The organism is Vibrio hepatarius (genome assembly GCF_011806575.1).
GTDB lineage: Bacteria > Pseudomonadota > Gammaproteobacteria > Enterobacterales > Vibrionaceae > Vibrio > Vibrio hepatarius_A.
This window is the reverse complement of record NZ_JAATOO010000003.1, coordinates 165,422-191,684: the sequence shown is the minus strand read 5'-3', so window position 1 is coordinate 191,684 and position 26,263 is coordinate 165,422. Positions and strand designations below refer to the sequence as shown.

Annotated in this window: 17 protein-coding genes and 2 pseudogenes; 10 read left to right on the top strand and 9 right to left on the bottom strand. The window is 42.6% G+C overall.

Annotated features, from left to right (window positions below):
* The first annotated feature begins 114 nt into the window (after positions 1–114).
* Together HCZ42_RS03530 and HCZ42_RS03525 are read left to right on the top strand one after the other, a co-directional pair.
* Entirely contained in the window at positions 115–807 is a 693-nt protein-coding gene (locus HCZ42_RS03530; protein WP_167419372.1) for an aspartate/glutamate racemase family protein, read from the top strand.
* Positions 804–1,973 carry an MFS transporter gene (locus tag HCZ42_RS03525; RefSeq protein ID WP_167419371.1) on the top strand — a complete coding sequence of 390 codons (1,170 nt, stop codon included), beginning with the start codon at positions 804–806 and terminating at the stop codon, positions 1,971–1,973. Before HCZ42_RS03530 ends, HCZ42_RS03525 begins: the two co-directional genes overlap by 4 nt.
* A gap of 66 nt (positions 1,974–2,039) precedes the next feature.
* On the opposite strand, the gene fdhD is transcribed toward HCZ42_RS03525, so the two are convergent.
* Positions 2,040–2,870: a formate dehydrogenase accessory sulfurtransferase FdhD gene (fdhD, locus tag HCZ42_RS03520; protein WP_167419370.1), complete on the bottom strand. Its 831-nt coding sequence runs from the start codon at positions 2,868–2,870 to the stop codon at positions 2,040–2,042.
* A gap of 50 nt (positions 2,871–2,920) precedes the next feature.
* Positions 2,921–3,805, bottom strand: a complete 885-nt coding sequence (locus tag HCZ42_RS03515) for a LysR family transcriptional regulator (RefSeq protein ID WP_167419369.1) — start codon at positions 3,803–3,805, stop codon at positions 2,921–2,923.
* Positions 3,806–4,389: 584 nt separating this feature from the next.
* On the opposite strand from HCZ42_RS03515, the gene HCZ42_RS03510 reads away from it, so the two are divergent.
* Complete coding sequence (locus HCZ42_RS03510) at positions 4,390–6,714, top strand: FdhF/YdeP family oxidoreductase (RefSeq protein WP_167419368.1); 2,325 nt, start codon at positions 4,390–4,392, stop codon at positions 6,712–6,714.
* 55 nt (positions 6,715–6,769) lie between these two features.
* Here the strand turns inward: HCZ42_RS03510 and HCZ42_RS03505 are convergent, their stop codons facing one another.
* The 3 genes and pseudogenes from HCZ42_RS03505 to HCZ42_RS03495 form a co-directional block, all read right to left on the bottom strand.
* Positions 6,770–7,411, bottom strand: a complete 642-nt coding sequence (locus HCZ42_RS03505) for a murein L,D-transpeptidase catalytic domain family protein (RefSeq protein WP_167419367.1) — start codon at positions 7,409–7,411, stop codon at positions 6,770–6,772.
* 469 nt (positions 7,412–7,880) lie between these two features.
* On the bottom strand, positions 7,881–9,056 hold the full coding sequence (locus HCZ42_RS03500; RefSeq protein WP_167419366.1) for a lytic polysaccharide monooxygenase: 1,176 nt from the start codon (positions 9,054–9,056) through the stop codon (positions 7,881–7,883).
* Positions 9,057–9,323: 267 nt separating this feature from the next.
* Positions 9,324–10,916, bottom strand: a pseudogene (locus HCZ42_RS03495) (FAD-dependent oxidoreductase); the annotation flags it as partial.
* Positions 10,917–10,982: 66 nt separating this feature from the next.
* On the opposite strand from HCZ42_RS03495, the gene HCZ42_RS03490 reads away from it, so the two are divergent.
* Complete coding sequence (locus HCZ42_RS03490) at positions 10,983–12,527, top strand: recombinase family protein (protein WP_167419364.1); 1,545 nt, start codon at positions 10,983–10,985, stop codon at positions 12,525–12,527.
* Between the two features lie 109 nt (positions 12,528–12,636).
* Here HCZ42_RS03490 and HCZ42_RS22175 read toward each other — a convergent pair.
* Together HCZ42_RS22175 and HCZ42_RS03485 are read right to left on the bottom strand one after the other, a co-directional pair.
* Positions 12,637–12,798, bottom strand: a pseudogene (locus HCZ42_RS22175) (IS256 family transposase); the annotation flags it as partial.
* 218 nt (positions 12,799–13,016) lie between these two features.
* Positions 13,017–13,667, bottom strand: coding sequence for a HEPN domain-containing protein (locus HCZ42_RS03485; protein ID WP_167419363.1), 651 nt, complete (start codon positions 13,665–13,667; stop codon positions 13,017–13,019).
* Between the two features lie 199 nt (positions 13,668–13,866).
* Between HCZ42_RS03485 and HCZ42_RS03480 the strand changes: the two genes are divergently transcribed.
* From HCZ42_RS03480 to HCZ42_RS03455, 6 genes are all read left to right on the top strand, one after another.
* Positions 13,867–16,560 (top strand): CHAT domain-containing protein, encoded by a 2,694-nt coding sequence (locus HCZ42_RS03480; protein WP_167419362.1) that lies wholly within the window; start codon positions 13,867–13,869, stop codon positions 16,558–16,560.
* A complete protein-coding gene (locus HCZ42_RS03475; protein ID WP_167419361.1) occupies positions 16,553–17,482 on the top strand; it encodes a hypothetical protein in 930 nt (309 codons plus the stop codon). The genes HCZ42_RS03480 and HCZ42_RS03475 overlap by 8 nt, the downstream gene beginning before the upstream one ends.
* Positions 17,469–18,053 carry a hypothetical protein gene (locus HCZ42_RS03470; RefSeq protein WP_167419360.1) on the top strand — a complete coding sequence of 195 codons (585 nt, stop codon included), beginning with the start codon at positions 17,469–17,471 and terminating at the stop codon, positions 18,051–18,053. The genes HCZ42_RS03475 and HCZ42_RS03470 overlap by 14 nt, the downstream gene beginning before the upstream one ends.
* Positions 18,054–18,115: 62 nt before the next feature.
* Positions 18,116–18,436 (top strand): ParE family toxin-like protein, encoded by a 321-nt coding sequence (locus HCZ42_RS03465; protein WP_109173710.1) that lies wholly within the window; start codon positions 18,116–18,118, stop codon positions 18,434–18,436.
* Positions 18,437–18,529: 93 nt separating this feature from the next.
* Positions 18,530–19,786, top strand: coding sequence for a B12-binding domain-containing radical SAM protein (locus HCZ42_RS03460; RefSeq protein WP_167419359.1), 1,257 nt, complete (start codon positions 18,530–18,532; stop codon positions 19,784–19,786).
* On the top strand, positions 19,774–20,352 hold the full coding sequence (locus HCZ42_RS03455) for a dTMP kinase (RefSeq protein ID WP_167419358.1): 579 nt from the start codon (positions 19,774–19,776) through the stop codon (positions 20,350–20,352). Before HCZ42_RS03460 ends, HCZ42_RS03455 begins: the two co-directional genes overlap by 13 nt.
* Positions 20,353–20,404: 52 nt before the next feature.
* Here the strand turns inward: HCZ42_RS03455 and HCZ42_RS03450 are convergent, their stop codons facing one another.
* On the bottom strand, positions 20,405–22,714 hold the full coding sequence (locus tag HCZ42_RS03450; RefSeq protein WP_167419357.1) for a DEAD/DEAH box helicase family protein: 2,310 nt from the start codon (positions 22,712–22,714) through the stop codon (positions 20,405–20,407).
* Between the two features lie 1,061 nt (positions 22,715–23,775).
* Positions 23,776–25,908, bottom strand: coding sequence for a KAP family P-loop NTPase fold protein (locus HCZ42_RS03445; protein WP_167419356.1), 2,133 nt, complete (start codon positions 25,906–25,908; stop codon positions 23,776–23,778).
* Positions 25,909–26,263: the final 355 nt, after the last annotated feature.

Here is a 26,263-nt window from a genome sequence, read left to right as displayed (position 1 = left end):
CCACGCGCAAATTCTATCGTTTACCCAGTGTGGAATAAGAGTTTAAGTAATATCGTTTGAATGTTATGCATATATCTGATTAATTGGTAACTCAATTTATGGTGAGGGACCGTTATGAAAACAATCGGCGTGATTGGTGGGATGAGCTGGGAATCAACAGTGAGTTACTATCAATTCTTAAACAAGGCTGTTAACCAAGCGAAGGGTGGGTTCCATTCTGCCAAGCTGATTCTAAACAGTGTGGATTTTGCAGAAATTGAAGAACTGCAACGCCGCGGTGAGTGGGATAAAACGGCGATTATTCTGTGTGAAGCTGCGCAGTCACTAGAGAGAGCTGGAGCCGATTTTATTTTGATTGCAACCAACACCATGCACATCGTGGCAAATCAGGTTGAAGAAGCAGTCAGCGTACCACTCATCCATATTGCAGACGCAACGGGTGCGCAGCTCGCCAAGCAAGGTATTACCAAAGTGGGCTTGTTGGGCACCGCATTTACCATGGAACAGGCATTTTATAAGCAGCGCTTAACCGACAAGTTTGGTATCGAAGTGATTGTGCCCAATGGTGTGCAGCGTAAGTTAGTGCACAACATTATCTACGAAGAGTTGTGCAAAGGACACATCAGCAGCCGTTCTAGGTGCGATTATCAATCGATCATCGAAGAGTTGTCTGAGAATGGCGCGCAAGGCGTGATTCTAGGTTGCACGGAAATCGGTTTATTGGTTAAACAAGAAGACACCAATGTCCCGCTCTTTGATACAACGAAACTACACGTTGAAGCGGCAGTGCATGAGGCGCTGCGATGAATCGAAACGTATGGTTGCTGTCGTTATGCCAAGCATTGTTGATGACTGGGAATATTTTATTAATTTCCGTGATCGGTTTGGTCGGGAAAAAGCTAGCGCCTGACCAAAGCATGATTACCTTGCCTGTCGCGATGCAGTTCTTGGGTCTAATGGCAGCAACAATTCCCGCGTCCCTAATTATGGGGCGTTTAGGCAGGCGCAAAGGTTTTAGTATCGGCAACCTTGTCGGTATTACCGGGGCAAGTGTTGCCACATATAGTCTGTCGAACGAAATGTTCGGTCTGTTTTGTATTGGAACCTTGTTACTCGGTGTCGGTATTGGCTTTGGTACGCTCTACCGTTTTGCCGCGATAGAAGTGTGTGAAGAGCATGCGCGCCATCAAGCGATTTCCATCTCCATGGCTGGTGGCGTATTGGCGGCAATGCTAGGGCCGAACTTGGCGATTTATTCACAACAATGGTCACCAGATGGTTTGTACGTTGGCGGGTTTATGGCGTTGATCGTGCTAAACATCATTGCACTGATTTTGCTTCAAACCATAAACTTCCCAAAGCCAGTGAAACATCAAGACGCGCCAAAAGCAGACAAGTTGTCTGAGATTATCTCCGCGCCTAACTTTATGTTGTCAGTATGCGCGGCAATGGTCTCTTACGCGGTGATGAATATTCTGATGACGGCGACGCCGCTTGCGATGATAGGTTGCGGTTTCGATTTCGAGAAAGCCGCTGGCGTGATTGAATGGCATGTTTTGGGTATGTTCGTTCCGGCGTTTTTTACCGGTAAACTTATCCAACGTTTTGGTCCGAGAAAAATAATCCTATTGGGTGGCTTATCGTTTGTGGTTTGCATTGGCATCAACATCCACGGTCAGTCAATTTGGCACTTTTCTTTAGCGTTGGTATTATTAGGCGTTGGTTGGAACTTCATGTTTATTGCTGCGACAGGTTTGTTTAGCCAATCGTATGCTGCGCACAATAAAGCCAAGGCACAAGCTTTCAACGAATTTTTCGTCTTCAGTTGTGTCACGGTGACAGCGCTACTCTCTGGTTGGTTAGAATCGACAGTGGGTTGGGAAGCAATGAACTTATATGTCTTACCGTTTGTTATCGCAATCATTGTGATGTTTGGTGTTAACACCTATCGTTCCAATAAAGCTGTAGCATGATGTGGTCTAAGTAAACTAAAAGAGAGACTTAATGAAGTCTCTCTTTTGCTATGTTAGGAAATGAAATTACGGTGCAGGACTGTACAACCTAGGTGAATCGTTGTTAGGTAAATGAATCAGATTCAGGTTATTTCTTCTTGCCCACTCAACGGTTAACGCTGTTGGTGCGGATAAACAGACCAAAGTAGCGATTTTCGCTCGTACAGCTTTGTGGATCAGCTCTAAACTACAGCGACTGGTCATGATTACGAAGCCGCTTTTCGTGTCAATATCGTTGGCTGACAACGCGCCGATAAGTTTATCCAGAGCGTTATGGCGACCGATATCTTCACGACACAAGATGATTTCACCTTTCGCATTGGCGAACAAAGCCGCGTGCAATGCTCCGGATGTTCTAGCCGCTTGTTGATGAATGGCGATCTTGTCGCGTAGCCCTTCGAACACCAGCGGATTAGGCGCTGGATAGGGGGAAAGTGGCGTTAGTTCCGGCAGCGCCTGTTCTAGCGCTTCAACTCCGCAGATTCCACACCCAGTTGTGCCCGCTAGGTTGCGTCTTTGTGTCTTCATCTGCCAAAAAGCACGGTTACTGATTTCAACTTCAGCGTAATGTGATTCTCCATCACCGCCGATTTGAACATCGCGTATTTCCCCAAAGCTTTTGACGATGCCAGTACTTAGGCTGAATCCACGCACAAAGTCTTCCATGTGTCCTGGTGTCACCATCATCACCGCCTGACTGATTCCGTTGTAACTGATGGCAATCGCAGATTCACTCGCCAACGGCATGTCTTGAACGTGGCAATCGCCAGTCAACTCTTTGTAGCGTAGCGCGTTTGGCAAAGGAGGCGCTTGGTTAAAATCCGCTAGATCATCATGTAACTGAACAGTGCATCTCATGAATTTACCTCATTTGTCTACCGCACTTGATTGGTGATGGTGACGTTAAACTATTGATTAAATATGCTTCTTGCTTCGGCGAAGCATTGATCAGTCATTGCTGAGTAAGGCTCTTGCTTACGCTTTAATAGACCAAGCGGCGAGTGCACAACCGCCTTTTCAATTGGCACAATACTCAGTTGTTCGTTTAGTTCTTCAAGCCCTGAATTTAGCGGCATAATGGCGCAGCACAGACCGCTAGTGACGGCTTGAATCAAATGGAATGTTGAGTTGCTTTCAATCACGGTTTGCGGCACTAGCCCTTTACTGCCGAAACTCAAGTCAATTGAATGGCGATAGTGCATCCCTTTGGATAAAAGTCCAAGAGGAATGTTATTAAGTGATTCCCACAACACTTCTTGCTCGGCAAAATCAAAAAAACGACGGTCATAGAGCACACCTAAATCGGTTGAATTCATTTCTATAACGTCAAAGTAAGCCGTGTTAACTTGGTCGACGTAACACATGCCTAAATCCAACTGATTACGATTCAGTTGGTCAATGATCTGTTCTGACGTCATGGATAAGACTTGAAAGCGCAGCTCAGGGAACATCTTTGCCAACGGCTGAATCAACTGCATGGGATTTTGACTTGCCAGTGGGACCATACCAATACGCAGCGAACCAACGAGTTGCCCGCGGCAGTTTGCTGCTTCCGCTTGTAAACCGTCGTGCGCGGCAAGTACGGTTTTCGCCCACGCGAGAATTCGCTCTCCGGCCTCGGTAAATCCTTCAAAGCGTTGGCTGCGCGTAATCAGCTCCAAATCCAACTCTTCTTCCAAGCGTCTAATTCGCATAGACAGAGTCGGTTGGGTGATATGACACAATGCAGCCGCTTGACCGAAATGTTTGGTTTGGTCGAGTGCAATAAGGTATTTGAGTTGTTTGATATCCATGACCGCTGACAATCACCTATAAACCGACGTTGAACTTAAATAGATAAAATTGATGACTCTATGCTTCATCGTGTCCAATTCATGCAGAACAACGATTTTTCACTTTCTCCGTCAAGAGCAAAGTGTTAACTAAAATTGATCTAAATCAAGGTTAAGCCGAGTGGTTAGAGTGGTCAAATATAAACTATCTATAGTGTGATAGATGGTGTCTATTGCTTTTAATCTCGAATTTACTGAGCTTTATCTCAGAATAGAGCGAGATATAGGCGATGAATGCTATGCGGCAATAGTGTTTATTTATCACTAGAATTTGAAGACCGCTAAAATGCGAGTGATGAATTTTCATCATAGATTTTGTTTATCACTCATTCGGCAATATCAATTGGACGCATACTGTTTATGCACATAACCTTGATTTAGATCAAGGCGCAACTCGCGCCAATCTATCTCAAGTATTCAAAACAGTAGACAGGCAAAATTCTCAATTATAAATAACCGTTCCGCTACTTCCGCATTATTTAATAACGCGCCTGTTACCACCGGTCACCTGTTTGCTGTTGTTCATGTTCGTGAGGAGTAAAGTCGTGAGCCATAAAGAACAAATCAAGCAATACAAAGGCCCAGCTGGTGGTTGGGGAGCGTTAAAAGCCGTCACTAAGAGTTGGTGGGGCAGTGAAAATGCGGTCAAGAACATCCGTACCATGCTTAAGACTAACCAAAATGGTGGCTTTGATTGCCCTGGATGTGCATGGGGGGAGTCGCCAGAAAGCGGGAAAGTAAATTTCTGTGAGAATGGCGCTAAAGCGGTGAACTGGGAAGCAACGAACCGCTTTGTTGATCCAGAATTTTTCGCCAACCATAGCGTTAGCTCTCTGCTGACTCAGTCCGATTATTGGCTTGAATACCAAGGCCGCATTACTCATCCAATGAAGTATGACGCTTCCAGTGACCACTATGTTCCTATCGAATGGAATGAAGCGTTTGAACTCGTTGCGAAACACTTAAAGCAGCTGGAGTCGCCTCATCAAGCCGAGTTTTATACCTCTGGCCGCGCAAGTAATGAAGCGGCGTTTTTGTACCAGCTATTTGTTCGTGCGTTTGGTACCAACAATTTCCCTGATTGTTCAAACATGTGCCATGAAGCCAGTGCCATAGGCATGAAAGACACAATCGGTGTTGGCAAAGGTACGGTGATCTTTGATGATTTCGAAAAGGCAGACGCCATTTTTGTGATTGGTCAGAATCCAGGAACTAACCATCCGCGTATGCTGGAACCATTGCGAGAAGCAGTAAAACGTGGTGCGCAAGTGATCTGCTTGAACCCGCTTAAAGAACGTGGATTAGAGCGCTTTCAGAACCCGCAAGTGCCAATAGAGATGCTTCGCAATGGTTCAAAACCGACCAATACCGCCTACTTAAGACCTGCGTTGGGTGGTGATATGGCAGTATTTCGTGGCATTGCCAAGTTCTTGTTGCAATGGGAACGAGAGGCGTTGGCATCAAACGGCAAAGCGGTATTTGACCGTGAGTTTATTAGCCAACACACCACAGGTATCGATGATTATCTAGCAGAAATTGATGCCACGTCTTGGGAGCACATCGCCAAGCAATCTGGACTTGAACTGAGTGAAATCGAAATGGTGGCTAGCATGTACCGACGCTCGGAACGCGTCATTATGTGCTGGGCAATGGGATTAACTCAACATCGCCATTCCGTGCAGACTATTAAAGAGGTGGCGAATGTGCAAATGTTACGAGGTAACGTTGGTAAGCCAGGGGCAGGGTTATCTCCGGTACGTGGTCACAGCAATGTGCAGGGTGACCGTACGATGGGTATCGATGAAAAGCCATCTGCTCAGCTACTTGATAGTATCGAGCGTCAGTTTAACTTCAAAGTACCACGCGAAGTCGGTCACAACACGGTTCAAGCGATCATGGCGATGGAGCAGAAACAATCCAAAGTCTTTATCGGTTTAGGCGGCAACTTTGCTCAAGCAACACCAGATACTGAACGTACGCATCAAGCGATGAAGAATTGCGATTTAACCGTGCATATCTCAACCAAACTGAATCGCTCGCACTTGGTGACAGGTAAAGATGCGTTGATTCTTCCGTGTCTTGGTCGAACAGAGATCGATAAGCAAGCTAGCGGTCCACAAGGCGTAACGGTGGAAGATACGTTTAGCATGGTCCACATCTCTTATGGTCAGTTAAAGCCGCGCTCAGAGCAGTTACGTTCAGAACCGGCGATTATTGCGGGCATTGCCAACGCAACACTTGGTCATCATCCAATCGACTGGAACTGGGTGATTGAAGACTACCGTCGTATTCGCAATCTGATTTCCGAAACGATTCCCGGTTTTAAAGGCTTTAATGAGAAACTCGAACAACCCGGAGGTTTCCACTTGGTGAATCCGGCGGCAGAGAGAAAATGGAACACAGTGAGTGGCAAGGCTCAGTTCAGTTCAAGTGAACTGCCAAAGCAGCTAATCAGCGAAGCGCTATTGGAAAGCGGTAACAAGCCTGATTTGATTTTGCAGACTATGCGTTCACACGATCAATACAATACTACGTTGTATGGCTTGAATGACCGCTACCGAGGTGTGTTTGGAATGCGCGAAGTTCTTTTTATCAACGAAGCCGATATCCTCAAGCTAGGGTTTCAACCGGGTGATAAAGTGGACATGGTTTCTTTGTGGGAAGATGGTGTCGAACGCAAAGTGAAAGGCTTCACACTTGTGGCTTATGATATTCCGAAAGGGCAGGCTGCGGCGTACTATCCAGAGACCAACCCATTGGTTCCGCTCGATAGTTATGGTGAAAGAACCTTTACTCCGACATCCAAGTTCATTGCGATCAAACTAGAGAAATCAACGTCAGATGCGATTCCACTTTCTGAAGTAGAGTAAAACAAAACGGCTGATAGTTACCTATCAGCCGTTTTCGATTTGATTAGAAAAATGCTTACGCGCTGGCGTAGATCACGCTGCCGCCTTTAATGGTGTCGATGATTTCATGCGACAACTTAGTCGGCAGTGCAGGGCATCCCCAACTGCGGCCCAAATAACCGTGCTGCTTGATGAATGACTCATTGGCGTAATCCGCGCCGTGAATAACAATGTAGCGTTCGCGAGCTTTGTCGTTGACTCCACTGGTTAGCCCATCAAGGCGAAGTGAATACCCATTCGAGCCGTAATAGGTTGTGTCGGTGAGAAACGTACCTAAAGATGTTTTTCTCGAGTTGATAATATTAGAAAAGCGTTTTGCGACTTTTTCTCCGCTATTAACGCCGTGCGCCACATAGGTGTTAAATATTAGTTGTTTCTTTTCTAGATCAACAACGTAAAAACGTTTCTCGGTTGAAGGTTTGCTGTAATCGATGATGGTTAATAAGGACTTTCTTCGGTCAGGCGTCTCTTTATAAGCAAGGTAAGCGTCGCTGAATAATTGAAAATCAATAATCCCTTCAAGTTGTGCTTGTTTATATGTGTTTTCAATAGTTTGAGTAATATAACTATTTTGGTTTTTCTCTTTTGAGGTTTGCGAAAAGCAAGGTAACGACAGACCTAGCGTCGTTACAAATAACAGTACAGTTAACGCTTTCATGTTTGGTTTTCTTAATTTTATTCTACATTACACTATGAAATGAGGCTAAGTGCCATCGATTGAGATGAACGAGTCATTTTCATAGCGACCACTATGCACAACGCTGCATTTTTAGGTTGCTAGCTACTAAGTAGTTTTTATCGTACTTACAATTAAGTCTTTGAATTAAAATGTTTGTTTAAAAATTAAATGTAAAAACTAAGCAATAATAGGATGAATTTTATATCATTTGAGAAATAAGTGAAACTCACAGTTTATTTGTGGTATTTGAAATCCTTAAGTTACAGAGCAGAATGTTTACTTATTCATAGATAGGAAATGTTATTTTTCAAATAGATAATTACTGAAATAATTTAGAGTTTGTAATGAGTGTTGAATTAAAATTAAGTGCTTTCTGACAAAAGATATTTGGCAATTTTAAAAGCCTCTCTTTAAAACAGAGAGAGGCTTTTTTATTATTTTTAGAGAGTTAACGCCATACTCCCCATTGACCAGTCGTGCCAGGTTCGTCGCCTCTAGTCCACCATTGAGCCGTCCATTGTTGTCCGTTGTGGGTCACAACATCGCCCTGATTATAGATTGAGTCCGGTTGCCATAGATTATCCGGTTCAACTGGCGGCGGAACATCTGCTTTGATAAGCGAAAGTGCATAGCTGTATGTATCGTTTGGCGCTAGTACTTGGTTTGCGTGTACGTTGCTTGAGTCAAACATGTAATGGCTCATTTCTTGATGCCAAATACCAACGTACCAATCACCAGTTTGTTGAGAGTTAAATTGGTCAGCAATTTCACCTGCCCAAGTCTCGGTGTTATTGGCGGTGATCGCCAACGAAATATCGACAACCTCTGTACCTGTCGCGTTAAAGGTTCTAAAGCGGACTGTATCGCCTGATTCAACAGGGCCAAAGCCTTGAGGAACAAAGTAACCTAAAGACGTTAAGTTGTTGCCGGGTTCAACAGGATCGACAGGATCGGTCGGCGTCGTTCCTGTACCATCAAGCGTAATGTCACTGCAGTTGTAGAATCCTTCACCTCCGGCGTCCACGCGTTGCCAACGAGTGTAAAGAATAGCGTCACCGCTACGCTCGGAAGGGAAGGTAACTTTCATTCGGTAGCGTTTGTCTTCACCGATGATTACGTCACCTGCGGTATCGATCAGTTCTAGGTCGTTCCAAGTTAAAGGCTGCGTTGCATCATAAGTTGGCTTGGTTAAATAGAACTCCCAGTAAGACGGGTTATGTGGGGCTTTGCCGTAAAATGCCAGTTCAATTTGATTGTTGGCATCTAACGTGACATTGGTGCGTTGCCAGTACGGTGATGGGATATTTAAACCACTTTTCGACGCGTCGCCAGCAGAACACAGTTCGCCGTCGCGCACTACCGCTTGCACATGGCTAATATCGCGATAGTTTGCAACGTTAGCTGAAATTTCAGAGCGCTGAACAAATGGGTGTGCGCCTGACTCGTCATAAGCGGCTTGGCATGCTGGGTTGGGGATTTCGTTTGTCCAGAAGCCGCCATCTAGATAACAGATGTTTTGACGTGCATTCGGAAACTCTACCCAGCCATGAGCATTGGCATTGAATGAGCTAAGTGCCGCTAGAGCGCTTAAACTCAACAATGGAAGTGTTATATTCGATTTCATTATTCATCCTTATTGTGGCTAATTGGCTACATCAGAAGGTGTAGCGATACAAAGCTAGCAGGATGAGATTGATTGAAGTGTGAGAATAGATTTTGGATTTGTCAGAGTGGCACATTCTTTCCAGCATTTGATGTTGAGTCTCCATCGACTCGACTGACTCTTTCGAGTCACTTCAAATTGATGTGCTAAACCAGAAAATGTAGAAAAAAGTAAACGGGGACGAAATGATTCGTCCCCATTGTTTTTTATTATTTTACAGTTGGTTGCTTAAGCTTGAGCAAACTTGTAAGTACGGTAGCCACCAATTAGGTTACGAGCCTTGTAACCGTTGTTGACTAACTGACGATAAGTGACATTACCGCGTAAGCCGACCTGACAGTAGATAATGATCTCTTTGTCTTTTGGTAACTCGTCCATACGTTGGCGTAGTTGGTCAACGGGGATGTTGATAGCTCCCTCTAAACAACCGACCGCTTCTAATTCGCCTGGGTTGCGGACATCTAGTAAAATCTGATCTTCGGTTAAGTCACAGATTTCATCGTAATGAATGGCTTTCGCGTCGCCTTTAATTAGGTTGTTCGCGACAAATGCCGCTTGGTTGATGACGTCTTTTGCGCTGCCGTATGGTGGTGCGTAAGTCAACTCGAGGTGTTGCAACTGTTCAACCGTCATGCCCGCTCGTTGGGCAACTGCCATAACATCAATACGTTTATCTACGCCGTCTTTACCAACCGCTTGCGCGCCGAAAATCTTGCCAGTTTTCGGATCAAACAACATTTTGAACGACACAATTTCTGCGCCAGGGTAGTAACTCGCGTGACTCGCGGTATGCACATAAACCTTTTCGTACTCAACGCCATCACGCTTAAGTTGCTTCTCGTTTTTACCAGTAGAAGCGACGGCTAGGTCAAATATCTTACAAATAGCGGTGCCTTGTGTACCTTGGTAGGTTTCGTTACGTCCCAGCATATTGTCTGCGGCCATACGACCTTGGCGGTTAGCCGGGCCAGCCAACGGAACCAACGTTTGTGCACCGGTGACAAAATCTTTCTCTTCAACTGCATCACCAACCGCGTAAATAGCAGGGTCGCTAGTTTGCATCATCTCATTGGTGTAGATGCCACCAAGTTCGCCGATTTGTAATCCAGCTTCTGCTGCGAGTTTGGTTTCTGGTCGAACGCCTATCGCCATAATCAGAATATCGGTGGTGAGCGACTCGCCATTGTTTAGCGTTAAGTTAAGTTCACCTTCAATGTGTTGGTGTTCTTCGCTTTCACCTGAACCAACGCTAGCGATATGGTCATTAGGGATGTATTCGACTGATTGAAGTGCAACGCCCAGCTTTAAATCGATACCTTTTTGACGAATTTCGGCGTGAGCAAAACCTGCCATTTCGCGGTCAACGGGCGTCATGACTTGGTCTGCCATTTCAATCAATGTGGTTTTGATCCCCAGCTGATGGAAAGCTTCCATCATCTCAAGTCCGATAAAACCGCCACCTACAACCGTTGCGTGTTCAGGTTTGTTCATTTGGATCGTTTGGATGATGCGATCCATATCCGGAATGTTGCGTAATGAATGAGTCAGTGGGTTATCGATTCCCGGAATCGGTGGAACAACAGGGCCTGCGCCTGGGCTAAGTAGCAGAAAGTCGTAACTTTCACTGTACTCACTACCATCGACTAAGTTTTTCACCGTTACCGATTTATTGTGGCGGTCGATACAGATCACTTCATTCATTACACGAACATCGACGTTAAAACGCGCTAAGAAACTTTCAGGCGTTTGCAGAAGTAATTTGCTGCGTTCTTGGATATCACCACCGATGTGGTATGGAAGACCACAGTTTGCGAATGACAACTGTATAATAGAACTCTATTAATAGATTGTGATAAAGTCATAATTAACAATAGGTAGGAGTGGCTAATGAGTCGGTATTTTCTCTATCATAGAGTTTCTAAAAAAGTGCAGTCCATAGATGGACAGGGGATTGAACGTCAGAACGAAGTTACACAGCAGTGGATCGATAATCACAATAAATCACTTTTGGAAAATGGTGATGAAGCATACTCTTTGGGTAAAGTTTATGAAGATAAAGGACGGTCTGGTTATACCCAAGCAAACATTGAAAAAGGTGAACTTGGGCGACTCCTCAGGGACATTGATAGGGGCTTTATAAGAGAAGGTGACATAATTGTTATAGAGCTTATTGATAGATTTAGCCGAGCAGAACCTGATGTAGTTCGAGATTACTTTGATAAGATCCTACGCAGGAAAATCAAGGTTGCCATAACTAAATGGAACATAGTTTTTGAAGAAGGAATGAAGGGCGTTGCTGGTGTAAGTGCGAGAGTGCTCTTAGAGTTAGGGTTGTTCTTAGCACACCAAGAGAGTGCAACGAAGAGTGAGCGAATAATTGCAACTAACAAACTTCTCGCTGGCAAAGGTGTGAAAACTACTGCAAAAACACCGATTTGGTTACGACGTACTCGTGATCGTTGTGGGTATGAAAAAGTCCCTGTTAATGTTGAAGTTATTAAAAAAATATTTGCTCTCAAACACAAAGGGTTAGGAGCCAAAAGGATAATCAATGAGATTGGTAGTCTTGTCTTAGTTCGAGAAAAATATGACGAAAAAGGCGAGCTAATAATTTCTTCAGAAAATCGCCCTCTGTCCGAAAGTTCTATTAACAGGTATCTTCGGAGTGAGTCAGTGATCGGGCTTCGAGATGGTGAAATGTACTATCCTCCGATTATCGATGAATCACTGTTTTACTCATGTCAGCATAAATTCAAGAAACAGTCGAAGGGTAGGGTATCAGTAGTAAGGAATATTCTGAGTGGCATCGTATATTGTGCTGAATGTGGGCGCAAAATGAGCTATAAGCAAAGTGTGTCAGTACGAGGAAAAGTTCGCGCCTATTTGAAGTGTAACAACAAGCGTTCTACAGATAGGTGTAATGCGAAGAATGTTAAATATTTCCCTGTCGAAGCCTGTGTTTATGGTCTTCTAAAGCATATAGGCCATGATGAAGAGCGTGAAATCGATTTGGGTGCAATCGAATACCGTCTAGCCGAGTCTTATTCAGATCGAGAAAATGCTATGAACTTCATGCTGAAGTATCCAGACAATAAAGGCTGGATGGAAAAATATGAAGAAGCAGAAAATAAAATCAAAACCTTAGAGGTAGAACTTGCTGATGCCAAAAGAGAGCGGACAGGTGATTTTGGTAGTTTAGATCTCAACCTTGAGAATCTTGAAGACAAAGCGAAACTAAATCAAATCTTAAAGGAGCATGATGTCAAGGTCGCGTTGAAGCATGATGCCGAACGGGGCGAAGACCTTATGGAAATGGTAATTGGGTCGTGGAACAACTTCCATATTGATGCCTCGGTTAACTCTAGAACTCCATTAAGAGGAGCCAAAGCAAGGCGGACAAGACAATTGGGCTATCAAGGAATTTCGATGTAATTGTTTGGGTCACTAAAAAAATTGCCCACGGTTTTTGAGTTTTCCAAAACTGCCTAGCCTGGTTAAAAAAAACGAAGTGCGGTCAGAATTCTGTGACAGTTAATTTTGGCTAAAGATCTACGACATCATCCAAGCGACCATTGAAGTGAATCGCAAGATGAGGAAATGCCTTGTTCCAGTTCTGGATTGGCATTGTCCATTTTTTAGAAGCATTCAATATCCCAGCATAAAGCAGTTTGAGCTAGCTATTTTCGTACGAAAACACGCCTTTGCTTATTGCCCATGTCGACTTTAATCGATCCAACTCCATCTCAGCAGCCTCTTTGCTTACTGCACGGTAGGCTGGCTTCAGATCAACCACAAACTCGTTTTGGGATTGGAGTCATATAATTTTTTAGCGAGTAGAAGGTTTGGTGAATAGCGCACCGCTGAACTTCAGTATCAGGGTAAATGGTCTATGTGTATTGAATTGAGAGTTGGTTAACCCTATTAGATTGATACCAAAGGATAAACCGCATCTCCCCAAAGCTCATCAGCCCCATCCATCATAATCTCAATAATTGTTGGAACAACATTTTCGAGTAACGCAGTACAGTCGCGGATTTGATCTCTATTTGCAGAGCTGTTATAGGTTGCACCACCATGCATCAATTGATTGCGAAGGGTATAGAGCCTTGAGAAAATTACACTCAATACAGTGACGGTGTCACCTCCAGATAGCGCCTTATTGGCTATAGATTTAGCCTGCGACCGTTCTTTCTTCCATTGCTCCTCTGTGATAAGACCAGAGTGATACTTCCAAAATGACTGGAGAATAAATTCATTATCTAGAATCAGCCTTATGGAAGATGAATATTGAGACCAAACTATTTCTGACAGCTTATTTTCGCCATCTAAAGATACGACCTTGGCTAGAAACTCTTGGTATAGGCCTCGCTCACCGAAATCAGCCTTGTATTCGAAATCTTGAGCATATGCTGCGTTGAAGGCAATCCAAAGAAAGATGTATTTCGAGTCGTGGTCATCATCACACATCTCAGCCTTTTTTAGCCAACTAAGTGCGCGATGGACGCGAAGAGATAGCGCTTGAGGGTAGGAGTCTCTTTCTATACGTTGGCGCTCTTTAAGTGCCTGATACATATGCTTTCCCAGAAGTTATTTGACTGTCTTAATGTTACCCTTGTTGGTATCTTATGCAAGTTGGTTATTATGGTGTTATGAGTTAGAGTAAACTTTTAATTGATTCAAACTGTTAGCCTAGATATACAACAGATATAGCTTTCAGAAATGTAAGAGAGACGGTTGTCAAAAATGGAAATAATATTAATGAGGAAAGTGAATGAGTTTCTTCTCTTTACAAACTGAGCAAGCTATAGAGTACAGTGCTATGCAAGACCTACAGCTTCGTAGTCGTGTAACACGTAAATGGTTCGATCTCACTGAAACCGCAAAGCAACTCATAAAGTCAAAAGATGCAAAATCTATCGCGAAAGCAGAGAGGTTATTGTCCAAAGCATTGAAGATCGCTCTTAAGGAGCCATTAGCAAGAGCTTCAACTTGCCATGATTTAGGGGTCTTGCACTTTTCATATCACACTGAACTACCAGGTGGTACTTACCATAACCTAAATAAGGCTATTCAGTATTTTAATCGAGCAATAGACACTCCTCAAAGGCAGCTTATCCCTGAGAAGCACGCTTCCAGTCTCTCGCAGTTAGCCGTAGTCTATCGTAGGGCTGCACATGATTATCTTTGGCCTGATAAAGATTTAGATTGCATAGAAAAGGCCAAGGCACTTCACATTCAAGCTATTGATTTATTAATTAATAGTGAGATTCCTAAGGTGATTAGAGATGGCCAGCTTTCAATTATCCACTTTAATCTAGCGAGCGTTCTTTTCGATCAAGGACTTAACCAGAAAGCATGTGAGTCACAAGCGAAATCAGTTGAATTGTACTTAGGCTACCTGAACTACAATTTGCCACCTTTTATGAATGTTATGGCTCCAGAACAAGGTCTAGGACTAAGTTTTGCGAGGTTGATGCATTTCTCAGACTCCCCAAAACACAAAGAACTATGTGAGACCATTTTAGATATAGCACCTCGGTTCGGAGTTGACCCTATTAAAATTATGACAATTAACCCTGAGGTCGATATAGCAAGGCCTGAGCAACAAATTGATTACTTTTTGCGAACAGCAAAAGCCAAACCGTCACCTGAAAACTTAAAGCAGCTATTCAAAAAGCAATATGAATTGATGGAAATTCGGCGAACTTGCAAGAGTGATGCAGAAGCCGATGTATTAGCATATCTAGTTCAAAGAACATGTTCAGGACTTGCTCGTATACTAATGGAACAGAAAGATTTAACTGCTGCATTCAAGTTACTTGAAAATTGTAGTGCTCTACGTTTTTGTGAAAGCGCAAACAAACATTGGCAAGTCCCAGAAAAAAAAGTTTGTTTGCCTTTACGTAGTGATTTACTTCAGATGGGGTCTACTTATTTTAATCTGAACGAACTTGCGCTGATGTTAGAGCATTTAAGTGAAGAGGATGCTGAGGCAGCACTAACTGAGGTTTTTGAAAGATCACAGAAAGATTCAATCATAGAAGAAGTGGGGGAATCTACTTACTTCTACGAGCCTGCATTATATCCTGCGGTGCTTAAGGGGGCGATAGATGACAAAGATTCAATTGCATTTTTACGACAAAAATCAAATGAATGTTTAACTGACTTTCTTAAGATTGAAAGTTTAATTGACGAGCTAGACCCTGCATTTTTGAAGCGGAGAAACAGTGATTATTCAGTTCAATTCGAGCACTTTGAAGAAGCCTTATGCAAGAACCCAAATTTGACTTTGGTCAGAGTTGACATTGAGTCAAATTACGACGACGTACTCATTTTGGTCGCGATGATGAATGCTGGAAAACTAGTTGTAACAGGTCATAGTGTTAGCTTACCAACAAACTTAGTTAACGATATTGGTGAATATGTAAAAGGAAACGCTGAGGGGCTTAGAACTTGGGTTCTAGATTTCATAAACTGGCGTGAAATATTACCTGATGACTGTAAACGCATAGGATTGTTAACCTCTTTTTTTGCATCGCAGATACCGTGGGCTGCTACTGGAATTGAGGGTGAAGAACTTTATACATTGGTTGATGAGATCAATTGGCTTCCAACAGTTCTATATCTTTGTAACCATGTGACGCACTTTAGTAAGCGTAATGGTTCTAAATGTATCAATGGCGGTGAAACACGTTTTCACAATGTAGCGAACAAACACGCTTCAGGCCTCATGGCTGATGTTCAAAAAGATGATTTTGTTGAAGTGGTTCGTACCAGTGAAGTCATATCCTATTATGGCCATTGTGCACATGAACTTCCTAATAGGCCTTATCTGAAAACGAAACACTTCGACATGATTGACTTAGAGCTGTTTAACCAAATTGCTGGAATGGAGCGCGTTGAGTTTTGGGCTTGTCAAAGCGGTAGTAATATCCCCCTGAGTGTCTTCTCTATCCCTGTTAACGAAGCATTTGGTTTTGACATGCGGATGATAGAGTGGGGGGCAGTGAGTTCAATAGGGTCATTGTGGGCATTGCCAGATATTGTTACAGCACATATCAAATCTTACTATGACCAACTTGTGAATAATGGTACTTCACCATCAAAAGCTCTACTTGCAGCTCAACGCTGGTGGGTTTCACAGGGAGCAAAAGCCGAACTTAACAAAATGAGAGAGTTAGGGTTGTCGCCATACCTCAATACGTTGGGATGTAATGAATCTCTTGATGGTTTATTAGGGCCAATGAAGACAAAAGAGTCGCGGAATGAAGATGAGTTAAAACGAGCCGAGAGGTTATTCCTTCACCCTTCTTCTTGGGCTGGTTTAAGGTTTTGTGGCATTGCAGAACAGATAAATCAAGCTGTTTATTTAGATAAAGTAGATCTCACGGTTGATGAAGTAAATCAGCTAAAGAGCAGCTTAGCCAAACAAAAATTAAAATCTGGATTTATAAATTATGTTTGACGTGTTTGATGATTTATTCCCAATAACTGACTGGAGCGTTGAAGGTCGCAAGCAGTATCTTGAACAGCATAGACCATGTATTGAGTTGGTCTTGTATGAGGCATTGGAGGTATTTGATGAGCGAAAGGTATCCTTGATGTTTGGTAGTCAGGCTAATGCAGTAGCTCGGATAATTGATATGTTTTTATCTGATGGTTTTGAAAACGAAAAGCTACCTAACGGTATACCACGTGATATCAAGTTGTTCAGTCAAATAGACTACTGGTGCAAACTCAAGTCAGGAAAAACATTTTCTGGGCTTCAGCAATTGATAGATAAAGAGGTTGATATAGCTGATAGTCAGGCTGAAGTAGGTACCTTTGAAATCGATTTGCATAAAATCTCATATTGCCTTGCAATCTATAGTGGGATGGTAGCAGCAAATATGGTCTATTTTTGGTTTCAGGCCAATAAGAAGTTGTTGGATGAACTAGGCCAAGTAGAGCCTCCCGTTGAATCCGAATTTGTGGGATGTATTGACAAAAGCACTACCAGATACAAAGTGGACTCCTCATTTAGGTATCTATGTGTGTACCTTGATATCGAGTCGAAAATCCCAGGTTTTCACTTGTACAAGAGTAAATACTTAACAAAAGGGGAAAACAAGCCGCAGTACACTGCGAAGAAAAACGAGAGGGAGTCTCATCATACAACTAGTGAAGTTAGATCGGTTGTGACAAAAATCATTGACTACTTTTGTAGGGTACACAGTGATGAACCAAGCTCTTTATGCCTAGCACTGTTCAAATCTGTAGGAAATACGACTCTATTGGATCAGTATAAAATTAAGAGCAAAGATTATCCAAATATTGATGAGCTAAAAGATAAGCTCACCGCGCTCAAATCTCCAACGAAGAAGGAGGCAGAAAATGCCGTTAGATAAACTTTCATTGGATGAGATGGTTCAAGGTCGAAACAGCAATACTGATGACTGGAAGGAACTGGTTAAAGATCCAGAGCGTGAACGAGTCTGGAGTGAAGCTGTTAGGCGTAGAGAGCATCTTGATCAGTTTTGCTATTTTGCTGCCAAATGGCCACATTTTGTGCGCTATTATCAGCAAGCAAAGTGCTTTGTTAAACAGTCTATAAATTCTCCAATAGTATCCCTGATGCGTGATGATGATCTATTAGGTGATTTAGCTTTATCATTAAATGATACGGAAATGGTACAGGAACAACTTTTGATCACCGTCGAGTGGGGAAATCAGCAGCTAATTGAGGTTCAAGGTGAGCAAACAGTGTCGTTCAACGCTGAATCACAGGTTCAAATACACTATAGATACGAGGACTTAGAAGGCTGGATAACTTCTGATGATAAGTGGGAGTTTTCACCTGATGAAGGAGCTGTAATGCTCACATTTATACATGGTAATGTGATAAATGATGATCTAACTGCAAGTTTAAATCAATCAAAATCAGTGGGTTACATTGTTTTGTTGCCTTTCTTGAAATAAAAAGCGAAAAAAATCATTTTTCTATGCGTATAGACGTACCAACACAAAAAAGGTACGTCTAAATGCAAAATATCGTATTGAAATACCAACCACGCAGTCCTGAGCTGACCAGCTCAAACTCTGACTGTATCTGTCTTGTTGACAAAAAAATCTGGCGCGATCTGCCAAACTCGACTCGTAAAAAAACACTGAGTGTAGTGAGCTCAATCGCTCACGGTACGCCATTTACTGTGCTTGGCGGCAAAAACATTAAATCTAATCCATCCCTGATTCGATTCAGAATTGGGCGCAGCTTTCGCTTAATCCTATCTAAAGGGAACAAACGACTTACTTTCAAGCTTTGTCGACGACAAGGCTATGAGCAACGCTTTAAGCATTTTTAATAGTGTTATTAATTGGTTATGAGAGTACGAAGCTTGAAAAAGTAAGTTTCATAGCTTTGCGGTTGTTGCATAGATAGGACTATGGATTTAGTTATGAGTAAGAATAAAAGATGCCTGCTAGTTACGTTTGATTATACCCAAAAAGGTAAAAGTGCGACTAGTTTTGCAGCAGGGGTGCTTCTATCCGAGTGCAGGCAGCACAAGGATTACGGTAAGAAGTTTACTGCGGAGCACCTGTCAATTGATATGAATAAAAATAAGGCACTTAGCCTGTCAGCAGGAGAGATAGCAAACAGAATTAATGTTCAACATAAGCTGGAAGAGATTGATGGGTTAGCTTTAGGTTGTTACGTATGGAACACCGAGCTAATTGAGCCCTTGATCACGCAACTAAAAGATAAAGGCTTTAAGGGAAACATTATTCTTGGAGGATACCAGGTTCATGAGTCGAGCTGTGAAGCACTCTATCCTAGTGGTGATATCTATTTGCCCAGCTATGCAGAAGCCTCTTTGCCAGAAGCGTTTATGCAGGAAAAATTGATCCGCAAACTCACTTTAAACAACAAGTTTGAGTTTGCTTCACGCCATTCACCATACTTAAATGGTTCGATAGAGCTTACTGAACACCAACCAATGGCGCACTGGGAAACTCAACGTGGTTGCTTTTATGCTTGTTCGTTTTGTGCCCATCGCGATGTGGCAGGCAACAAAGTATATGACTTCTCCATGGAAACAATTAAAAAGGAACTTGACTTATTTAAAGAGAAAAAAGTTCAGCGAATTAATGTTCTAGACCCAATCTTCCGAAAAGGTCGAAGATCATATGAGATTTTGGAGTATGCAATTGAAATTGGGTTAGAAGCAGAACTCGTTTTTCAAGTGCGTTTTGAGGACATAAATGAACGCTTGTTAGCGTTATTTTCAAAACTAAATACTCATCTTGAATTTGGTTTACAGACTGCAATCAAGTCTGAATCAATAGTAATCAATCGACGCAACAATATTGAGAAAGTATCTTCGGCGATCTCCATGCTTCAGGACAAGAATATGTCTTTTGAGGTCAGTCTAATTTATGGGTTACCGACGCAAACGCTAGAAAGTTTTTTCGAGAGCGTTGATTTTCTTAAGCGTAGGGGAGTCTCAGATGTAAAGGCATTTCCGTTGATGTTGTTAGAAGGCACGCAATTGGCCGCTGATAAAGAGGTATTCGGTATCAAAGAAGGTCATATCGACGACTCGGGGATTCCACATGTTATCGAAAGCGACAGTTTCACAAAAGATGAGTGGAAGGCAATGAGAGATTTAGCCATGAAACTAACAAACCTAGAGGAGTCAGCATGTTTATCGTAATCGAAGGTCTTGATGGAAGTGGCAAATCTACAGTGTCAAAGCACTTAGCAGAAAAGTTAAATGCGAAGTTATTAACGACACCAGGAGCGGGTTTTAAAGAAGTACGAAAACAACTTGATACGGTGTTCGAACATAATACCAAAGCGAGGCAGTTGTTCTATATGGCTACCGTGCTCAACGTAGCAAGTGAAGCTCAACGTTTGATAGATTCAGGCCAAAACGTTGTGGTAGACCGCTATTGGTTGTCGACGCAAGTGTATCATCACTGGATGAGCAATGGACAATGCTACACACTTGATGAGGTCGAAAGTGAACTCCTCGCACCAGATCTCACAGTCTACCTTGATTTGCCTGTGGATGAACGCATTGCAAGAATTAATAATAGAAACCACTGTACGCTCGAAGACAGGCAAACACTGACTGAGCAGGCAAATGATGAACTACGAGGTCTTTATGTTGGTATGTGTGGTGGTAAACCCGTAGGGGACTGGCTCATTATCAATGCTTCCAAGAGTGTCGATCTTATCGCCGATGAAATATTGAGTAGTCTCTGCTACACCGACTAGCTTGATGAAAATCGGGCGCATATGTTGCCCGATTTCCACCCGCTGGTTCCTGTTACAGAAGGCTGTTCTTGTAGGTTAGAGCCCTCGCGTCCAATGAAAGTTTCACTTTTTTAGGCTCGCTTTGATAGCCCCCCTTTGGCCAGATATACCCTAATGACGTAATCAAGGCCTTGAAGAGTTTGGTTGCAGTAGTCTGCGTGCAATCTTTTTGTTGCTCGCTATCTGGTAGCAAGTGTTTAAATGTCTCCCAATTGTCGAAAATTTCTGTGGCGATGCCATGAACTTGGGGGCGAGAAAGTACAAGTGTGCCATCATCACCTTGGTAGTCTGGATTTTGGAAAATCTGGGACTTAATGAATTTAGCTGGCTCAACAAGGTACTTGTTTTGGTTGACCCCGTTGGGGTTCCAAATTTGTTTGTACAGTGCTTTGTTATAGAAAGCCTCATCAAAGAGAATGTCCTGCTTGGTGATTTCCTCTAGTTGATAGTCGCGCATGATCTCGTACCTCTTGAGTATTGCCAATTCTTCAAAACCGACTTGGTTACTCATGAGCAGCCTGTCTGACTCGGCTCGTGTAATCAGGCGTGCCGCCAAAATAGCCTGGATTCGAGCTTCGAGATCCTGAGCCTTTAGGAGATTGAATCGAAAATTACCTTCTTCAAGCTGCTCTTTGCTTGATTGCTGTACTTGGACATTGAAACCAAGCCGCTTTAGGTTCCACATCATGCTAAGAGGTTGATTCGCATTGAATAGTTTTTTCTTGTCTTCAAACTCATTACGAAGGATGTCGCGGTCAGAGTCAGTGTCACAAGGAAGAGTAGGGACATAATTGAAATGGTCATTTTGAGTTAGGTAGAACGTAATATTTTTACTAGTACGGAAACGCCTCGAGAAATTGACCAATTCATCAATCCCCAGTACGAGGTCACTCACTACGTTAACATTGTCTGTATATTCAGCTTCACATGAGTAGCCAGAAGCCAAGCACGGCGATGCCATGATCATGTCGTACTTGGTGCATTCTTTTGATGGAGATGTAAGAAAACTCGATTGAGCTACCATGTTTTTATTGCTGCCAGTGAGCACTAACACCTTGCTCTTCAACGCAATTTTTTCACAAGCTTGCCCACTCTTATCAGTCAATCCCATGTCTATCATTGTCATGCGCATTGACCTTAGAGAGTCGAAGAGAATGACATTTTCCCCTTTGAGCTTGCTAGATGTGTTGCTAAAAGCGGCAAACTTATTCGCAATAGTGACGTTGATGTTGGCGTATGGGTTTTGCTTCGCGCGGATGATTTGGATGCATTTTCGGTGCTTACGCAACCAGCGTAGGGTGGTATCTGTAATATCAGCATCAGCAACAACGACCTTGGGAGCCTTCTTTATTGCTTGCAGCAGAATGTCATACACTTGTTCAGGCATTGTGTCGTTGTTTCGACAAACATTCGCCATAACTTTTTCAAATTCATCAATGATGAGTATGTCGCAGTTAAGGATGACTGAAGCAAGGTGGTCTTTATGGATGCTGTTAACGACGGAACCAAGCGCAACCGAGTTTTCGATCTCAAAAAGGGTGGCATTGTTGTACGCTACGGCACCGACTGACTCACAAAACTGCTTAACTAGAGGAATAAGGTAAGAGAGGTAGACTACCCTTTTGTTTTTATGCGCTGACCTTACCAATGGTTGGAAGCCAAATTTTGTTTTCCCCGTGCCAGTCTGGCCTAGCAATACGGTAGTATCAAATTGATTGCCATCTAGATGGTAGCTAACGTTGTCGAATGTTTTCACGTCGATTAAATTGTCGAACTCAGTAACGTTTGTTGCTTCAGTCAACAAAGACTCATACTGTTTTTCTGCCTTGTTCAAAGCTTCAAGTAAATCCTGGTAGCCAGGTTTACCAGCATCGAGATAGTGTGCCAGACAAGAGTCAACGTCATTGAACTGTAGAGGGATTTTTTGGATTAGAAACTTTGCATTCAAGTTCGCAATCTCGTTGCTCGGGTACATCTTGTAACCTTCCCATAAGGAAGTGAATGAATCACATTTCGCATAGTTGATTCCAGTCTCAACATCAACAATCGCTAGGCGATCCTTTTCCATGTTTTCTACTAGCACTTTTGCGGATAACTCAGGGTGATTTTTCGAGTCGATTACGATTTCAATATCACGAATGTTAGCCTCACGGTGCGACTTGGCAATTCCCAAAATGTTTGTCTTACCATACATTGGAGCAACAATTCGTCTGCCTGGTTTGTCATATTTAATGCCATTTGATATGAGAATAGAGGCCATATTGTGTTGCAGTCCACTAATGCCGATGTATTCGTTACCTGTTGATTGATTGTAGATTTTCATAGTTATTTTTTCTTATAGTTATGTTTTTGGGTTAAAACTTGCTCGGCACACGATGATTACAGCTATAACCTTTTCGAACCGTTCAAGAGAGTTAGTTTTTTAGATTGAAGTTGTTAAGCTAGCTAATCAGATGATTGATCTTCGAACTGGCGAGCCAGCATGAAGTAATTGCATACAACAGCGGCGAAATACCCTTATGCAAATCGAGCCAAAACTTCGTTTTGAAATGTTCGATATGGTTCTGTAGGAGGTGTATGCAACCAAAGCTCAACCAATTGTTTGGCGTGAGTGAAGTGCACCTAAAAATGGAGTAGACCACTTTGGTTGAACGGTTGGTTTCGCTTGATAAGACTGTTGAAAGTGCTTGTTTTGTTGAGTTCCTGTCGAAGTTTTGCATGACTTTGTATCGTTGATTTGAGCGAATCATACCCGCCTGAAAATGTGAACGTCAATTCACTACTACTTATAAAATCAATGGATTAGCAATTTTTTTTGGATTCGGCGTGTAATCAATCATTTATGTGCTGGAATTTTTCAACAAAAAAAGGCCACTTTTTCTGTTCTATTAACAAAATGACAAAGTGGCCTCCCAAAGTGTTGTTTTGAAGCACATCGATTGGTTCATGAGCGAAGCTCATGGATCTCGTCCTTAGTCGCTTTAATTACTCTCAACTTGGGTGAGTCGTGTCTGAGGAGTGGTTCGTAAAGTGCGGTTCGGGTTTTAGGAACTAACAAGGCTTAGCTCCAAAATGAGTCACGAGATCCCTTGAAGCTTAGTTATACAAGTAAAACTGCCCTATTTTTGCTAATGCGACGCGATGTTCTTTAGCGTCATCTAGCTTGCAAAAGCGAGTGCTCTTATCCTCTGTGATTACTGAACCCTGTATATGAAGTAACCGCCGACAGCGGAGCCTTATATCGATACGTTGCTACCTTGGAACTTCAAACACTAACAGTTTTTCTTTATGGGATCGCGTATAGGAAAAAGCCGAGTCCATTAAAGGTTCGGCTATAGTTTGGGGGGCAACGCTGAGAGGGGGCGCACTAGTATTTAGCACAGGTTAGTAATCGTCTGTATTTTTCCAAGCTTGGAAAAATCCATCTATGAAATCTCGAACTTCTACTGATGTATCCGACCTAGTTCGAATCTCCTTAAGTCTTGCCCGTAGTAGTTCTGTATTAATAATTTCGCTGTCGTTTTCCAGTCTAACTGTTTTGGACGCAATAGATACTCTATCACCCAGAGATCCAAAGCCTCCCATTCCCATAGACCAAGACTCGCCTATTAGCGCGTTAGAAATTATTAGTAGGCTCTCATCATCGAGAAGTTTCTTATCTGTCCACTCACGAACTTCAGTGAAATCAGCGTCACGTAGCCTTCCCCAGCTATACAAAATTGATACTAAATCTTTGCTACGTAACAACGCCTGACTTTCAGCAGCTTCATTTATCTTTGCTAAGGCCAACTCATTTACTATAGGAAGAGTAGCTACATCAATTAAATACTCATTCTCACTTCGCCCTTTTTCTTCATTGAGCAAATTTGCTGCCGAGCTTGCGAAGTCTGTAGCCCAACTCATGGAAGCTGTCTTTATAGCTTCAACATAAAGCTCATTTTTTTCTCCAATAGTAAATCGGCCCTCGGTCAAACGCCTTATTAACCAATGATACCTAAGCCCAGTATTAGCAAGAGCCATGTATCCTCTATCACCGTCAGTCTTTAAGTCAATTTGGTCAAATATCTCAAACAAAGACGATATAAGAATTGATACGTTGTCTTTCGGGATTTTAGCTGCATGAGTATTAAGCTCATCTAAGTAAACTGGCACCATTGACTTACCGTTTTTACGCTTTTGGTCTTTAGCGTTTAGCATCGTAATCTGTATGAAATCACGATTACCAGACTGTTCAACCAAACTCTCTATTTGCTTGGCTGAAAGAGCGTCACTACTCAACGAAAGTCTAAAGTAAGTATCAAAATGCGTACTGACACAGACTCTTTTTTCTGACTTCCATATGCTTAACCATTCACCACCGTATCCCATCGACTCAAACTTAGGAAAGATACGCTGCAACGCGACTTTTACAGTTTCGTGACGTTTATCTGGAATATCAATCAAGTATTCATTGATCGCATTTTCATCACGATCCCTGTCACGATTGCCACATACATAGTCTCTGTTCTTTCTAATTCTATTAAACAAAACTGGCTCATAAAGCCGTATCGTTTCCAGCGCAACGAAGTCGGATAAACTGATCTCATCAGCAATTGCAGGCCAAGTTACACTAATAGCGCTCCTAAACCTGACTACATGACGGGGCGTGGTCATATAAGGAACAACTACATCGTAGAAAATGTTCATAAACCTTCGAAGCTCCTTATCTTGAGGCTGCCCACAAATATCTACAATGAAAGACTGTATTGCTTCATTCAAATCAGTTTGCATTGGCAAAGGCACTTCAAATCCAGCCTGAATGATTTTCTCTAGAAAATGAGGCCCCTCGGAAGGGTATTTATCATTGACAGCCTTTTCAGCCAGTTCTCTATCAAACACTAATAGATACATAACGTTGGGTAAGCGGCCAACAGATTTAATTAACCTAAATGTAGCCAGTGCCTCTTCTGGGGTTAATCGGTCGATATCGTCTATCACAACAAGAAATCTTTTTTCTTGTTCTTCCAGCACTTTAGCAAGTTTCTTGAACGATTTTTCAACCGTCTGCTTTTCAGAAAAGAATGCTTTTTCTATGTAATTTGATGAGCCAGAAATCGCTCCTTTTAACCACCCTTGACCACTGGCAACCGCTACCGTTTGACCAACAACGGAACCAGCTTGAAGTAAATTTTTCGACAAGCTTGGGATAAGGTCTTTTATTTTGTCACCCAAACCATCCTTTAAAGTTACATGAAGGTTTTGCAAAAATGCTAGAGCCAGCGCCTCTTCACCGCGATACCACCAGCATTTAAAATCTGTCACTACCAAGTTTTTGTCCTGACGTTCATCCAATGAGGCCCTAATGATGTTAACGACACTACTTTTTCCTGAACCCCAAGGGCCATTTAGTGCGATAGCTGTACCAATCGGACTCTTAATGCCTTGGATGCTATTTGCGATGGATTCAGCAAACGGTGTGATACCGTATAAATCAGCATCAGCACTTTCAATAGGAGTATCATTGTAATACTTGGTCATTTCCCTTTCTCTAGTAAGTGGTTGATTGCATAATACTACTAAGAAATGCATTGCGTTTCACAAATACTGCTAACAGCTATGAGTCGTTATAGTTCGAATCAACGGGTAAGGTCTAAAATTTGTAGACACACTCTTCAAGATAGGTTCGTAATATTCTGTGCAGCATAGAGAAGGTTTTGCTAAACCTCAGCTAATCCGATAATTACTAACTTAGCAAAAGCTGTAACTCGGAATTTTCCAAGGACGTGTTGACGTTGATCTCGACAAACACGCCCTTGCCACGAAGTTTGTTACACTTCTAAATACGTGCGTTCCGCGCAGTTAAATACAAGCCAAACTAGCCTACAAGAGGTTT

Bases quoted from the DNA above. Each gene is read 5' to 3' on its own strand.
- HCZ42_RS03530 (WP_167419372.1), top strand. From the start codon at position 115: ATGAAAACAATCGGCGTGATTGGTGGGATGAGCTGGGAATCAACAGTG.
- HCZ42_RS03525 (WP_167419371.1), top strand. From the start codon at position 804: ATGAATCGAAACGTATGGTTGCTGTCGTTATGCCAAGCATTGTTGATG.
- fdhD (WP_167419370.1), bottom strand. From the start codon at position 2,870: ATGAGATGCACTGTTCAGTTACATGATGATCTAGCGGATTTTAACCAA.
- HCZ42_RS03515 (WP_167419369.1), bottom strand. From the start codon at position 3,805: ATGGATATCAAACAACTCAAATACCTTATTGCACTCGACCAAACCAAA.
- HCZ42_RS03505 (WP_167419367.1), bottom strand. From the start codon at position 7,411: ATGAAAGCGTTAACTGTACTGTTATTTGTAACGACGCTAGGTCTGTCG.
- HCZ42_RS03500 (WP_167419366.1), bottom strand. From the start codon at position 9,056: ATGAAATCGAATATAACACTTCCATTGTTGAGTTTAAGCGCTCTAGCG.
- HCZ42_RS03490 (WP_167419364.1), top strand. From the start codon at position 10,983: ATGAGTCGGTATTTTCTCTATCATAGAGTTTCTAAAAAAGTGCAGTCC.
- HCZ42_RS03485 (WP_167419363.1), bottom strand. From the start codon at position 13,667: ATGTATCAGGCACTTAAAGAGCGCCAACGTATAGAAAGAGACTCCTAC.
- HCZ42_RS03480 (WP_167419362.1), top strand. From the start codon at position 13,867: ATGAGTTTCTTCTCTTTACAAACTGAGCAAGCTATAGAGTACAGTGCT.
- HCZ42_RS03475 (WP_167419361.1), top strand. From the start codon at position 16,553: ATGTTTGACGTGTTTGATGATTTATTCCCAATAACTGACTGGAGCGTT.
- HCZ42_RS03470 (WP_167419360.1), top strand. From the start codon at position 17,469: ATGCCGTTAGATAAACTTTCATTGGATGAGATGGTTCAAGGTCGAAAC.
- HCZ42_RS03465 (WP_109173710.1), top strand. From the start codon at position 18,116: ATGCAAAATATCGTATTGAAATACCAACCACGCAGTCCTGAGCTGACC.
- HCZ42_RS03460 (WP_167419359.1), top strand. From the start codon at position 18,530: ATGAGTAAGAATAAAAGATGCCTGCTAGTTACGTTTGATTATACCCAA.
- HCZ42_RS03455 (WP_167419358.1), top strand. From the start codon at position 19,774: ATGTTTATCGTAATCGAAGGTCTTGATGGAAGTGGCAAATCTACAGTG.
- HCZ42_RS03450 (WP_167419357.1), bottom strand. From the start codon at position 22,714: ATGAAAATCTACAATCAATCAACAGGTAACGAATACATCGGCATTAGT.
- HCZ42_RS03445 (WP_167419356.1), bottom strand. From the start codon at position 25,908: ATGACCAAGTATTACAATGATACTCCTATTGAAAGTGCTGATGCTGAT.